12 protein-coding genes and 1 riboswitch are annotated in these 13,182 nt (G+C 71.5%); of the genes, 8 read left to right on the top strand and 4 right to left on the bottom strand.

Translation table 11 applies throughout. From position 1 onward, the window contains the following. Position 1: 1 nt before the first annotated feature. Entirely contained in the window at positions 2–226 is a 225-nt protein-coding gene (locus tag AB0Q90_RS37135) for a hypothetical protein (protein ID WP_363165043.1), read from the bottom strand. A gap of 194 nt (positions 227–420) precedes the next feature. On the opposite strand from AB0Q90_RS37135, the gene AB0Q90_RS37130 reads away from it, so the two are divergent. From AB0Q90_RS37130 to AB0Q90_RS37110, 5 genes are read left to right on the top strand one after another with little or no spacing between them, the layout of a single operon-like run. Beyond that, positions 421–1,920 carry an aldehyde dehydrogenase family protein gene (locus AB0Q90_RS37130; RefSeq protein ID WP_363165044.1) on the top strand — a complete coding sequence of 500 codons (1,500 nt, stop codon included), beginning with the start codon at positions 421–423 and terminating at the stop codon, positions 1,918–1,920. A gap of 40 nt (positions 1,921–1,960) precedes the next feature. Continuing rightward, a complete protein-coding gene (locus AB0Q90_RS37125) occupies positions 1,961–3,490 on the top strand; it encodes a GMC oxidoreductase (protein ID WP_363165045.1) in 1,530 nt (509 codons plus the stop codon). Further along, positions 3,490–4,533, top strand: a complete 1,044-nt coding sequence (locus AB0Q90_RS37120) for a glycine betaine/L-proline ABC transporter ATP-binding protein (RefSeq protein WP_363165046.1) — start codon at positions 3,490–3,492, stop codon at positions 4,531–4,533. The genes AB0Q90_RS37125 and AB0Q90_RS37120 overlap by 1 nt, the downstream gene beginning before the upstream one ends. Further along, positions 4,533–6,464, top strand: a complete 1,932-nt coding sequence (locus tag AB0Q90_RS37115) for an ABC transporter permease subunit (protein WP_363165047.1) — start codon at positions 4,533–4,535, stop codon at positions 6,462–6,464. Before AB0Q90_RS37120 ends, AB0Q90_RS37115 begins: the two co-directional genes overlap by 1 nt. A gap of 1 nt (position 6,465) precedes the next feature. Continuing rightward, positions 6,466–7,419 (top strand): ABC transporter substrate-binding protein, encoded by a 954-nt coding sequence (locus AB0Q90_RS37110; RefSeq protein ID WP_363165048.1) that lies wholly within the window; start codon positions 6,466–6,468, stop codon positions 7,417–7,419. A 3-nt stretch (positions 7,420–7,422) separates the two neighbouring features. On the opposite strand, the gene AB0Q90_RS37105 is transcribed toward AB0Q90_RS37110, so the two are convergent. Together AB0Q90_RS37105 and AB0Q90_RS37100 are read right to left on the bottom strand one after the other, a co-directional pair. Continuing rightward, the gene (locus AB0Q90_RS37105) at positions 7,423–8,142 is read right to left on the bottom strand and encodes an isocitrate lyase/phosphoenolpyruvate mutase family protein (RefSeq protein ID WP_363165124.1); all 720 of its coding nucleotides are present in this window, start codon (positions 8,140–8,142) and stop codon (positions 7,423–7,425) included. A 29-nt stretch (positions 8,143–8,171) separates the two neighbouring features. Further along, positions 8,172–8,681 carry a carboxymuconolactone decarboxylase family protein gene (locus AB0Q90_RS37100; RefSeq protein ID WP_363165049.1) on the bottom strand — a complete coding sequence of 170 codons (510 nt, stop codon included), beginning with the start codon at positions 8,679–8,681 and terminating at the stop codon, positions 8,172–8,174. Positions 8,682–8,728: 47 nt separating this feature from the next. Between AB0Q90_RS37100 and AB0Q90_RS37095 the strand changes: the two genes are divergently transcribed. The 3 genes from AB0Q90_RS37095 to AB0Q90_RS37085 are packed head-to-tail and all read left to right on the top strand — an operon-like array spanning position 8,729 to position 11,722. After that, the gene (locus tag AB0Q90_RS37095; RefSeq protein WP_363165050.1) at positions 8,729–10,117 is read left to right on the top strand and encodes a PLP-dependent aminotransferase family protein; all 1,389 of its coding nucleotides are present in this window, start codon (positions 8,729–8,731) and stop codon (positions 10,115–10,117) included. A gap of 51 nt (positions 10,118–10,168) precedes the next feature. After that, the gene (locus tag AB0Q90_RS37090) at positions 10,169–10,522 is read left to right on the top strand and encodes a hypothetical protein (protein ID WP_363165051.1); all 354 of its coding nucleotides are present in this window, start codon (positions 10,169–10,171) and stop codon (positions 10,520–10,522) included. 12 nt (positions 10,523–10,534) lie between these two features. Beyond that, on the top strand, positions 10,535–11,722 hold the full coding sequence (locus AB0Q90_RS37085; RefSeq protein WP_363165052.1) for a glutathionylspermidine synthase family protein: 1,188 nt from the start codon (positions 10,535–10,537) through the stop codon (positions 11,720–11,722). Between the two features lie 65 nt (positions 11,723–11,787). Here the strand turns inward: AB0Q90_RS37085 and rocD are convergent, their stop codons facing one another. Further along, positions 11,788–12,993, bottom strand: coding sequence for an ornithine--oxo-acid transaminase (gene rocD, locus AB0Q90_RS37080; RefSeq protein WP_363165053.1), 1,206 nt, complete (start codon positions 12,991–12,993; stop codon positions 11,788–11,790). A 90-nt stretch (positions 12,994–13,083) separates the two neighbouring features. Further along, positions 13,084–13,173: riboswitch (ZMP/ZTP riboswitch) on the top strand. The last annotated feature ends 9 nt before the right edge of the window (positions 13,174–13,182 follow it).

Below are 13,182 nucleotides of genomic sequence, written 5' to 3'. Positions count from 1 at the left end.
CTCAACTTCGTTCGAGCGGGGGCACCCCCACCGTCGGCTGGGTCCTGCTCGTCTCCGTCCCCGCACTGCGGTCCGTCAGCTTCAGTCGGACGGACTTCGCGTCGAGGAGGTTGTCCTGCGCCTCGTCGGCGAGCTGCTCCGCGGTGGGATCGTCCGCAGCTGCCGCCGCCGGTGCCAGAAGCAGGGCCGCACTCATCGCGGCCGAGATCAGCACCCTTACGGCCATGGCGTCACCTCCGTGGTGCGCATCACCCCTCAGCCTACGTTTCGCCCTATTTGCCCGCATGTTCAGTGACGCGGCGCACTTTCGGCCATGGATTGCGCATGCCTGTGGACGGCCCGGGCAGGCGGTGGCGGTCCCCGAAGGTGACACCCGTGTGACTCAGGGGAACCGACCAGGAACGGAAGGCAATACCGAGCATGGCAAGGCAGCAGGCACAACGGACGATCCATGTCGACGGCGCGTGGCAGGAAGCCGCCTCCGGAGCCACCCGCGAGATCGTCGACCCCACGGACGCCCGGCCCTTCGCCGTGGTCGCCGAAGGTGACGAGAAGGACACCGACCTGGCCGTCGAGGCCGCCCGACGCGCCTTCGACGGCGGCCGGGGCGCCTGGCCCACCACCCCCGTCGCCGAACGCGCCGCACTCCTGCGCCGCGTCGCCGACCTCCTTGTGCGCGACCGCGAGCAACTCGGCCTGCTGGAAAGCCGCGACGCAGGAAAGACCCTCGCGGAGGGCCGGATCGACATCGACTGTGTCGCCGACGCCTTCCGCTACTTCGCCGACCTCGTCGCCGCCGAGGCGCCCGGCCGGGTCGTCGACGCGGGCTCGCCCGACATCCACAGCGTCGTCGTGCACGAGCCGGTCGGCGTCTGCGCGCTGATCACCCCCTGGAACTACCCGCTGCTCCAGGCCAGTTGGAAGATCGCCCCGGCGCTCGCGGCCGGCAACACCTTCGTGGTCAAGCCGAGCGAGATCACACCGCTGACGACCGTCGCGTTGATCGAGCTGCTCACCGAGGCCGGGCTGCCCGCCGGCGTCGCCAACATCGTGACCGGGCCCGGCCATTCGGTCGGCGCCCGCCTCGCCGAGCACCCCGACGTCGACCTCGTCTCCTTCACCGGCGGCCTGGCCAGCGGCACCAAGGTGGCCCAGGCCGCCGCCCCTTCGGTGAAGAAGGTCGCCCTCGAACTCGGCGGCAAGAACCCCAACGTGGTCTTCGCCGACGCCTGTGCCACCGACGAGGCCTTCGACACCGCCGTGGACCAGGCCCTCAACGCGGCCTTCATCCACAGCGGCCAGGTCTGCTCCGCCGGATCCCGGCTCATCGTCGAGGAGTCCATCCGGGAACGCTTCGTCGCCGAACTCGCCCACCGCGCCGCGAAGATCCGCCTCGGCCGCGGCACCGACGACGGCGTCGAGTGCGGCCCCCTCGTCTCCGAGCAGCAGCGCGCCAAGGTCGAGGCGTACGTCGCCTCCGCACTGGCGGAAGGGGCAGTCCTGCGCACCGGCGGCAAGCACCCCGAAGGCCCCGGCTACTTCTACGAGCCGACGGTCCTCGACGCCTGCCACCGCGAGATGAAGGTCGTACGCGAAGAGGTCTTCGGCCCGGTCCTCACCGTCGAGACCTTCCGCACCGAGGACGAGGCCGTGGCCCTCGCCAACGACACCGAGTACGGCCTCGCCGGCGCCGTCTGGACCGCCGACGCGGGCCGCGCCCGCCGCGTCGCCGGCCGGCTGCGCCACGGCACCGTCTGGATCAACGACTTCCACCCCTACCTGCCGCAGGCGGAGTGGGGCGGCTTCGGCAAGAGCGGCACCGGCCGCGAACTGGGCCCCGCCGGCCTCGCCGAGTACCGCGAGAGCAAGCACATCTACCAGAACCTCGCGCCGAAGCCCGTCCGCTGGTTCGCCGGCTGAACCCCCCTTCCGCTCGTCCCCGGACCTGGAGTAACCCCCCATGCCTGACACCACGCATGTCTACGACTACGTCGTCATCGGCGGCGGCACCGCCGGTTCCGTCATCGCCTCCCGCCTGACCGAGAACCCGGACGTCACCGTCGCCGTCATCGAGGGCGGCCCCAGCGACGTCGGCCGCGACGACGTCCTCACCCTGCGCCGCTGGATGGGCCTGCTCGGCGGCGAGCTGGACTACGACTACCCGACCACCGAACAGCCGCGCGGCAACTCGCACATCCGGCACAGCCGCGCCCGGGTGCTCGGCGGCTGCTCCTCCCACAACACCCTCATCGCGTTCAAACCGCTGCCGTCCGACTGGGACGAGTGGGAGGCGGCCGGCGCCAAGGGCTGGGGCGCGGTGCCGATGGAGGCGTACTACGCCCGTCTGCTCAACAACATCGTCCCCGTCGACGAGAAGGACCGGAACGCCATCGCCCGCGACTTCGTCGACGCCGCGCAGACCGCGCTCGGCGTCCCGCGCGTGGAGGGCTTCAACAAGAAGCCGTTCACCGAGGGCGTCGGCTTCTTCGACCTCGCCTACCATCCGGAGAACAACAAGCGCTCGTCGGCCTCGGTGGCGTATCTGCACCCCGTGATGGACGAGCGGCCCAACCTCCGCATCTTCCTTGAGACCTGGGCCCACAAACTGGAGCTGGACGGCACCCGCGCCGAGGGCGTGCACGTACGCACCAAGGACGGCGAGGAGTTCCTCGTACGGGCCCGGGGCGAGGTCGTCCTGTGCGCGGGCGCCGTCGACTCGCCCCGGCTGCTCCTGCACTCGGGCATCGGCCCCAAGCAGGACCTGGAGGCGCTCGGCATACCCGTCGTGCACGACCTGCCGGGCGTCGGCGAGAACCTGCTCGACCACCCCGAGTCGGTGATCGTCTGGGAGACGAACGGTCCCATCCCCGAGAACTCCGCGATGGACTCCGACGCGGGCCTGTTCGTGCGCCGCGACCCCGAACACGCGGGCCCCGACCTGATGTTCCACTTCTACCAGATCCCGTTCACGGACAACCCGGAGCGCCTCGGCTACGAGCGGCCGGAGTTCGGCGTCTCGATGACCCCGAACATCCCCAAGCCGAAGAGCCGTGGCCGGCTGTACCTGACCAGCGCCGACCCGTCCGTGAAGCCCGCGCTCGACTTCCGCTACTTCACGGACGAGGACGACTACGACGGGCGGACGCTGGTCGACGGCATCAGGATCGCCCGGGAGATCGCGCAGGCCGAGCCCCTCGCGCACTGGCTCAAGCGGGAGGTGTGCCCCGGCCCTGCGGTCACCGGCGACGAGGAGCTGAGCGAGTACGCCCGCAAGGTCGCGCACACCGTGTACCACCCGGCGGGCACCTGCCGCATGGGGGCGGACGACGACCGGCTCGCCGTGGTGGACCCCGAGTTGCGGATCCGCGGCCTGGACGGCATCCGCATCGCCGACGCCTCCGTCTTCCCGACCATGCCCGCGGTGAACCCGATGATCGGGGTGCTGATGGTCGGGGAACGAGCCGTGGACCTGATCGGCGGTGATGCGTGATGAGCACGCCGGTCTTCTCCGTCGACGGACTGTGGAAGGTCTTCGGACCCAAGGCGGACCGGATTCCCGCCGACCCCGCGCTCGCCGCCCTCCCGCCCGCCGAACTCCGCTCCCGCACCGGCTGCACGGCCGCCGTCCGTGACGTCTCCTTCGACGTCCGCAAGGGCGAGGTCTTCGTGGTCATGGGCCTGTCCGGCTCCGGAAAGTCCACCCTGGTCCGCTGCCTCACCCGTCTGATAGAACCGACGGCCGGCACGATCGCCATCGACGGCGAGGACGTCCGCGCCATGGACCGCGCCCGGCTGCGCGAACTGCGCCGCCACCGCGCCGCGATGGTCTTCCAGCACTTCGGCCTCCTGCCGCACCGCACGGTCCTCGACAACGTGGCCTACGGCCTGGAGATCCAGGGCATGAGCAAGGCCCGGCGCCGCGAACGAGCCGCCGAGGTCGTCGCCAAGGTCGGCCTGGAGGGCATGGAGCACCGCCGCCCCGGCCAGCTGTCCGGCGGCCAGCGGCAGCGCGTGGGCCTGGCGCGGGCGCTCGCGGTGGACCCCGAAGTCCTCCTCTTCGACGAGCCGTTCAGCGCCCTGGACCCCCTCATCCGCCGGGACATGCAGGAGGAGGTCGTCCGGCTGCACCGCGAGGAGGGCCGCACGATGGTGTTCATCACCCACGACCTGTCCGAGGCCCTGAAACTCGGCGACCGCATCGCCCTGATGCGCGACGGCCGCGTCGTCCAGCTCGGCACCCCGGAGGAAATCGTCGGCTCCCCGGCCGACGACTACGTCCGCGAGTTCGTACGGGACGTGCCGCGCGAGCAGGTCATGACGGTGCGCACGGCGATGCGCCCGGCGTCGGCGGAGGAAGCGGCGGGCGGCCCTGCTGTCTCGCCGGACGCCACGGTCTCGGAGGCGATCGAGGCGGTGGCGCGCAGCGGTGCCCCGGCCCGGGTCATGGAGGGGGGACGTTGTCTGGGGGTGGTCGACCACGAACGGCTTCTCTGTGTCGTAGCGGGGACGGAGCAGCGTAAGGAGGTGGCCTGATGGCCACGGTGACCGCCGCCGCTCCGCGAGCGGCCCTGCCCGGCATCCTCAAACGCCCTGTCGTCCGCAAGCTGCTCCTGCTCGGCCTGGCCGCCGCGGTCCTCGTACCGCTGGCGAACGCCCGCTGGGCCGGCGGAACATGGCCGACACCCCTGACGTTCGACCTCACCACTCCCCTCACCGACGCCAGCACCTGGATCATCGACAACAGGGACACCCACCCCCTGTTCCTCTACTTCTTCGGACACCTCAGCAACGCCGTCGTCGTCTCCGTACGCGTCGTCTACCTGCTGCTGCTCGCCGCGGGCTGGGCCGGTGTCACCGCCGTCGCGGCCTTCCTCGCCTGGCGAGCCGCGAGCTGGAGACTCGCCCTCGCCACCGCCGCCGCCTTCGTCACCTGCGGCCTCCTCGGCATGTGGATCCCGACGATGCAGACCCTCGCCCTGATGGCCGTCGCCGTCCTGGCATCCGTCGCCGTCGGCGCCGTCCTCGGCCTCGCCGCCGGCCTGTCGGAGCGCACGGACCGCGCCCTGCGCCCGGTCCTGGACACCATGCAGGTGCTCCCCGCCTTCGCCTACCTCCTCCCCGTCGTCCTGGTCTTCGGCATCGGCGTCCCTGCCGCCGTCCTCGCCACGGTCGTCTACGCCGCCCCGCCCATGGCCCGCCTCACCGCCCTCGGCCTGCGCGGCGCCGACAAGGAGGTCCTGGAGGCGGTCGACTCCCTCGGCGCCACCGCACGCCAGCGCCTGCTGACCGCCCGTATCCCGCTGGCCCGCAAGGAGCTCCTCCTCGGCGTCAACCAGACGATCATGATGGCGCTGTCGATGGCGGTCATCGCCTCGGTGATCGGCGCCGGCGGCCTCGGCGACCGCGTCTACCAGGCGCTGGCCTCGGTCGACGTCGGCGCCGCGCTCGCGGCCGGCATCCCGATCGTGCTGCTCGCCGTCGTGCTTGACCGGGTGACGGCCGCTGCGGGCAGCGGCGGCTCGTCGGAGTCCCGGCGCACGGACCGGTGGCCGTACGCCCTCGTCGCCGCCGTCGCCGTGGCGCTCGCCGGACGGCTGACGGACCGCCTCGAATGGCCCGACGCCTGGAGCCTGAACATCGCCGGGCCCGTCAACCGGGCCGTCGACTGGATGACCGCCCACCTCTACTCGGGCGTCCCCGTGGTCGGCGGCACCGGCGAGTGGGCCGGCCACTTCACCACCTGGGTCCTGGACCCCGTACGCGACGGCCTCCAGTGGCTGCCGTGGTGGTCGGTACTGCTGCTGGTCGCCGCCCTGTCCTGGGTCATCGGCACCTGGCGCACCGCGCTGACCGCCGTACTGGCGATGGCCGCGATCGGCGTGCTCGGCGTCTGGGAGCCGTCGCTCGACACGCTCTCCCAGGTCCTCGCGGCGGTCGCCGTCACCCTTGTGCTGGGCTTCGCCACCGGCATCGCCGCCGCGCGCAGTGACCGCTTCGAACGGGTCCTGCGCCCCGTCCTGGACGTGTTCCAGACGATGCCGCAGTTCGTGTATCTGATCCCGGTCGTCGCGCTGTTCGGCGTCGGCCGCGCCCCCGCCGTCGCCGCGGCCGTCGTCTACGCGCTGCCCGCCGTCGTCCGCATCACCGCGCAGGGCCTGCGCCAGGTCGACCCGGCCGCCCTGGAATCGGCCCGTTCGCTCGGCGCGACCAGTGCGCAGCAGCTGTGGCAGGTCCAACTCCCGCTCGCCCGGCGCTCGTTGCTGCTCGCCGCCAACCAGGGCGTGGTCCTGGCCCTCGCCGTGGTGATCATCGGCGGCCTGGTCGGCGGCGGAGCCCTCGGCTACGACGTCGTCTTCGGCCTTGCGCAGGGCGACCTGGCGACCGGTCTGGTGGCCGGAGCCGCGATCGTGTGCCTGGGCTTGATGCTCGACCGGGTGACACAGCCGACCAAGAAGGGAGCGTGACATGCGCATTCGCATCACCACGACCGCCGCGGTGGGCGCGCTGCTTCTCCTCACCGGCTGCGGTGCCGCCGACATGACCAAGCAGGCCTCGCCCTTCGCCAACGCGCAGGGGGCGAAGACGGTGACCCTGTCCGTCCAGTCCTGGGTCGGCGCGCAGGCCAACGTGGCCGTCGCCCAGTACCTCCTGGAACACGAACTCGGCTACCGCGTCGACACCGTCCAGATCGACGAGGTCCCCGCCTGGGACGCGCTCAGCCAGGGCCGGGTCGACGCCATCCTGGAGGACTGGGGCCACCCCGACGAGGAGCAGCGGTACGTCAAGGACAAGAAGACCATCGTCAACGGCGGTGGCCTCGGCGTCACCGGCCACATCGGCTGGTACGTCCCGACGTACTTCGCGAAGCAGCACCCCGACGTCACCGACTGGAAGAACCTCGACAAGTACGCCGACCTGATGCGTACTGCGGAGAGCGGCGGCAAGGGCCAGCTGATGGACGGCTCCCCGTCCTACGTCACCAACGACAAGGCGCTGGTGGCGAACCTGGACCTGAACTACCAGGTGGTGTTCGCCGGTTCGGAGGCCGCGCAGATCACCCAGATCAAACAGTTCGCCAAGGAGCAGAAGCCCTTCCTCACCTACTGGTACGCCCCCCAGTGGCTGTTCAAGAAGGTCCCGATGACCGAGGTGAAGCTGCCGGCGTACAAGGAGGGCTGCGACGCGGACCCGGAGAAGGTCGCCTGCGCCTATCCGCACACCCCGCTGCAGAAGTACCTCAACGCCGACTTCGTCAAGGACGGCGGCCGGGCCGCGGCCTTCCTGAGGAAGTTCCAGTGGACGACCGGGGACCAGAACGAGGTCTCCCTGATGATCGCCGACCAGAAGCTCAGCCCCGAGGAGGCGGCGAAGAAGTGGGTGGACAGCCACGAGTCCACTTGGCGGGCGTGGCTGTCCTGACCCCTAGCGCAGGCCGGCGGCGATCTCCTTGAGGGCGGCCTCCGCCCTGCGCTGGAGCCCCGGCCCGAAGGTGATGCGAGTGGCCCCGAGTTCACCGAGCGCGGTGGGCGAGGGGCCCTCGCCGTCCAGGCGGGCGAACACGTTCAGCGGCCCCTGGATCCCCGACCGCAGCAGCGGCAGTACGTCGGCGGGGGCGCCGATCGGATACACGCAGTCGGCGCCCGCGGCGACGTACGCCGCCGCCCGCTCGATGGCCCGTCCGGGATCGGTGTCCCCCTGGATGAAGGTGTCGACCCTGGCGTTGACGAAGAGCCGGTCCCCGGCGGCGGCCCGCACCTCGGCCAGCCACTCGGCGTGCTCCCGCGGGTCCTTCAGAACACCGTCGGCGGAGTCCTCCAGGTTGCACCCGACCGCTCCCGCCTCCAGCAGCCGCTCCACCAGCTCCTTCGGCGCGAGCCCGTAACCGGCCTCGACGTCCGCCGACACCGGCATGTCCACGGCCCGGACGATCCGCGCGACCGCCGCGAACATCTCGTCGGCCGGGGTCTCGCCGTCCCGGTAGCCGAGACTGGCGGCTACCCCCGCACTGGGCGTGGCCAGCGCCGGGAACCCGGCCTCGGCGAACACCCGCGCGCTCGCCGCGTCCCACGGCCCCGGCAGGACCAGCGGATCACCGGGCACCCTCCCGTGATGCAGCGCACGGAACACCTCGACCTTGCTCATGGCCCGGCCGGCCTCCTCGTTCAGCAGGTTCATGCGTGCTGCCCCGGCCGGTAGTGCCCCGGCGTCATCCGGCAGGTCACGCCGAACCGGTTCCACGCGTTGATCACCGTGATCGCGGCGATCAGCTGCGCCAGCTCGGCCTCCTCGAAGTGCGCGGCGGCCTTCTCGTACACCGCGTCCGGCACGAAACCGTCGGTCAGCACGGTCACCGCGTCGGTCAGCGCCAGCGCCGCCAGCTCCTTCTCGGTGTAGAAGTGCGCCGACTCCTCCCACGCGCCGAGCTGCACGATCCGCTCGACGCTCTCACCGGCCGCCAGCGCGTCCTTGCTGTGCATGTCCAGGCAGAGCGCACAGCGGTTGAGCTGCGAGGCACGCACCTTCACCAGCTCCAGCAGCTTGGGGTCCAGGCCCCGCCGGGAGGCCGCGTCGAGCCGGACCATCGCCTTGTAGACCTCGGGGGCGTGCTCGGCCCAGAGCAGCCGGGGTGCGTGCTCGGGGGCGTACTCGACAGGGGCGGTGCGATCGGTTGTCGTCGTCATGTCCTCGACCCTAGGAGCGCAAAGGCCCAGGAGTATGGTCCATTTCCATGGCAGACACATGGGCCACTTTGGGCATCGACCTCCACTTGGAACCGGTCGCCGGACCCGGTCTGCGCCGGGGCCTGACCGACGCCCTGCGCGAGGCCGTCCGCACCGCACGCCTCGCACCCGGCACCCGGCTGCCGTCCTCCCGCTCCCTCGCCGCCGACCTGGGCATCGCCCGCAACACCGTCGCCGAGGCCTACGCCGACCTCGTTGCCGAGGGCTGGCTCACCGCCCGCCAGGGCTCCGGCACCCGCGTCGCCGAAGGACGCGCGATGCCACCGACGGCCACCGCCCCGAGCCGCCGCACCCGCCCCCGGCCCACCTACGACCTGGTCCCCGGCACCCCCGACCTCGCCTCCTTCCCCCGCACCGAGTGGCTCAAGGCCGCCCGCCGGGCCCTGGCCGCCGCGCCCCACGACGCCCTCGGTTACGGCGACCCGCGCGGCCGTATCGAACTGCGCACCGCGCTCGCCGGCTACCTCTCCCGGGCCCGGGGCGTACGCGCCGACCCCGAACGCATCGTCGTCTGCGCCGGGTTCACCCACGGCCTCGGGCTGCTCGGCACGGTCCTGCGGGCGCGCGGCCTGCGTGCCGTCGCCGTGGAGTCGTACGGCCTCGACGTGCACTGGAAGCAGCTCACGGCGGCCGGCCTGCGCACCGAGCCGCTGCCCTTCGACGAACTCGGCACCGACCCCACGGGGTTGACCGACCCCGGCGCCGTACTGCTCACCCCCGCCCACCAGTTCCCGATGGGTGCCGCCCTCCATCGCGAGCGGCGGGCGGCCGTCCTGGACTGGGCGCGGCGCACCGGCAGCGTGATCCTGGAGGACGACTACGACGGCGAGTTCCGCTACGACCGCCAGCCGGTGGGCGCGCTCCAGGGCCTGGACCCCGAACACGTCGTCTACCTGGGCACGGCGAGCAAGTCCCTGGCGCCCGGCCTCCGGCTGGCCTGGCTGGTCCTGCCACCGGGCCTCATGGAGGAGGTGACCCGGGCCAAGGGCGAAGTGGACACCTGCGGGGTGTTCGACCAGCTGACCCTCGCCGAGTTCATCGAATCCGGCGCCCACGACCGCCACGTCCGCGCCGCCCGCCTGCGCTACCGGCGCCGCCGCGACGGCCTGGTCTCCGCCCTCGCCGCCCGCGCCCCGCACCTCCACGTCACCGGTATCGCCGCCGGACTGCACGCCGTCCTGCGCCTGCCGCCCGGCACCGAACACTCCGTGGTCCAGGCCGCCGCCTGGCAGGGCCTGGCCCTGCCAGGCCTGTCCTTCTTCCGCCACGAGGCCGCACGGACCGAACCCGTCGACGCCCTGGTCGTGGGCTACGGGACACCCCCGGACCACGCCTGGACAGGGGCCCTGGAAGCGCTGTACAGGGTGCTGCCGTAAGGTGAGCCGCCAGTTGGCAGGCACCGGTAGAGACACAGGGGAGACAGCGAGATGGCGGAAACACGGCGTCGGCTGCGGTCCAGCACCGTCGTGCTCGGCGGCATGGGAGTCGTCGCGGCGGCCCTGACCTCCTGCAGCTCCGAGCCCGACCGCCGCTGCGTCGACCGCGACAGCTACAACTGGGACGGCTACAAGATCATCGCCGACAACAACTGCTCGTCCGGCTCCTCGGGCTCCTCCTACGGCAAGAGCGGCAAGAAGAAGACCGGCAGCAGCACCGACGCCGCCTGGTACTACGACGCCGATGTCGACGGCGGCCACGCCGACTACGGCACCTTCAGCCGCAGCGAGGCCGTCGACCGCGGCGGGTTCGGCTGCTCGGGCTCCGGCAGCAGCGGCGGCTGAGCACCCGCGCCCATGGAACGCCGCACCATCGACCCCCGCCCCGGCTGGCAGCAGACCGTCGAGGAACAGGGCCTGATCTACCCGCTCACCCGCTACCCCGACAACTCCCTGCGCCCCTACTGGGACGAGAGCGCCTACTACGTCTTCTCGCTGGAGGAGATCGAGGCGCTGGAGGAGGTCGTCGAGGAACTCCACCGCATGTGCCTGGCGGCAGCCGAGCACATCGTCACCGAGGACCGCTTCGCCGACCTCGGCATCACCGACCCGCGCGTCGCGCACGCGGTCGCCGAGGCCTGGCGCCGGCGCGCCGAACTCCCCTCCGTCTACGGCCGCTTCGACCTGCGCTACGACGGCACCGGCCCCGCCAAGCTGCTGGAGTACAACGCCGACACCCCCACCTCACTGGTCGAGGCCGCGAGCCCCCAGTGGTTCTGGATGGAGGAGCGCTTCCCCGGCGCCGACCAGTGGAACTCCCTCCACGAACGCCTCATCGCCGCCTGGAAGAAGCAGGCCGCACTGCTGCCGCCCGGCAGCCCCCTGTACTTCGCGCACTCCTCCGCCGACGAACTCGGCGAGGACCTGATGACGGTCGCCTACCTGAAGGAGACCGCCGAGCAGGCCGGCCTCGACACCGACTGGATCTCCATGGAGGAGATCGGCTGGGACCGTCTCTCCCGCCGCTTCGTCGACAACCGGCTGCGCTTCATCCGCAGCTGCTTCAAGCTCTACCCGTGGGAGTGGCTCACCACCGACCGCTTCGCCGACCACGTCCTGGCCACCCTCGACAACGGCGGCGGAACCGGCACCACCCTGTGGATCGAACCGGCCTGGAAGATGCTCCTGTCCAACAAGGCCCTCCTCGCGATCCTCTGGGAGCTCTACCCCGGCCACCCCAACCTCCTGGCCGCCCACCTCGACGGCCCCCGCGAACTGGCCACGACAACCGGCTACGTCGCCAAGCCCCTCCTCGGCCGCGAGGGCGCGGGCGTCACCGTCCACGAACCGGGCACCGCCCCCGTCGTACGCACCGAAGAGCGCTGCTGCTACCAGGAACTGGCCCCCCTGCCGTCCTTCGACGGCAACCGCGTCGTACTGGGCGCCTGGGTCGTCGAGAACGAGTCCGCAGGCCTCGGCATCCGCGAGTCCTCCGGCCTGGTCACGGACGAGTACGCCCGCTTCCTGCCGCATGTGATCCTCTGAGGGCCTGCGGCGGACGACTGTCCGCCGCGATGACGGGAGTTGAGGGAGCCGGTAGGGCGAACGCCCTACACCCCCAGCACACCCCTTAGTTGAGTCAGCCCCCAGTCCAGGTCCTCCTTGCTGATCACCAGGGGCGGTGCGATGCGGATGGTTGCGCCGTGGGTGTCCTTCACCAGTACGCCCCGGTCCATCAGCTTCTCGGAGACCGTGCGGCCCGTGCCGAGTGCGGGGGCGATGTCGACGCCGGCCCACAGTCCGCGTCCGCGCACGGCCGTGACGCGCCCGGTGTCGGTCAGTGCCGTCAGTTCGTGGTGCAGGTGTGCGCCCAGTTCCGCTGCCCGTGCCTGGTACTCGCCCGACCGCAGCATCGCGATCACCTCCAGGGCCACCGCGCAGGCCAGCGGGTTCCCGCCGAACGTCGAGCCGTGCTCCCCAGGCCGGAACACCCCGAGGACCGCGGCGGACGACACCACCGCCGACACCGGCACCACGCCGCCCCCCAGCGCCTTGCCCAGCACATACATGTCCGGCACGACCCCTTCGTGCTCGCAGGCGAACGTACGCCCCGTCCGTCCCAGCCCCGACTGGATCTCGTCGGCCACGAACAGCACGTTCCGCTCCCGCGTCAGCTCGCGCACCGCCGGCAGATAACCGGCCGGCGGCACCACGACCCCGGCCTCGCCCTGGATCGGCTCCAGCAGCACGGCCACGGTGTTCTCGGTCACCGCCGAACGCATCGCCGTCATGTCCCCGTACGGCACGATCTCGAAGCCCGGCGTGTACGGCCCGAAGTCCGCCCGCGCCTCCGGATCGGTGGAGAAGCTGATGATCGTTGTCGTCCGGCCGTGGAAGTTGTTGCCCGCGACCACGATCTTCGCCATCTCCGCGGGCACGCCCTTGACCCGGTACCCCCACTTCCGGGCGGTCTTCACCGCGGTCTCCACCGCCTCCGCGCCCGTGTTCATCGGCAGCACCATCTCCATGCCGCACAACCCGGCGAGCTCCTCGCAGAACGCGCCGAACCGGTCGTGATGGAACGCCCGCGAGGTCAGCGTCACCCGCTCCAGCTGCGCCTTCGCCGCCTCGACGATCCGCCGGTTGCGGTGACCGAAATTCAGGGCCGAGTAACCGGCCAGCAGATCCAGATACCGCCGCCCCTCCACATCAGTCATCCACGCCCCGTCGGCCGAGGCCACGACGACCGGCAACGGCTGGTAGGTGCGCGCGCTGTGTGCCTCGGCCGTGGCGATGAGGGATTCCGCAGTGGTCATCGGACCTCCAGAGAGTGACGGTGTCCCCTTCCTAGCGTCGCTCGCATGGTGGACGTGGGATCAACGCCCTAGGCTCGCCCGGTAGGCTGACCAACGGGCCGTGACTGGCGCGCTGGGATGGGACCGACCATCGGGGAGCGGCCCGGTTGTGACCGTGTGCCGTGCGCCTGGGCCGAACCGTGAATCGTG

It is taken from the genome of Streptomyces sp. NPDC079141 (assembly GCF_040686775.1).
In the GTDB taxonomy this organism is placed as follows: Bacteria; Actinomycetota; Actinomycetes; order Streptomycetales; family Streptomycetaceae; genus Streptomyces.
This window is presented reverse-complemented; position numbering and strand designations above follow the sequence as displayed.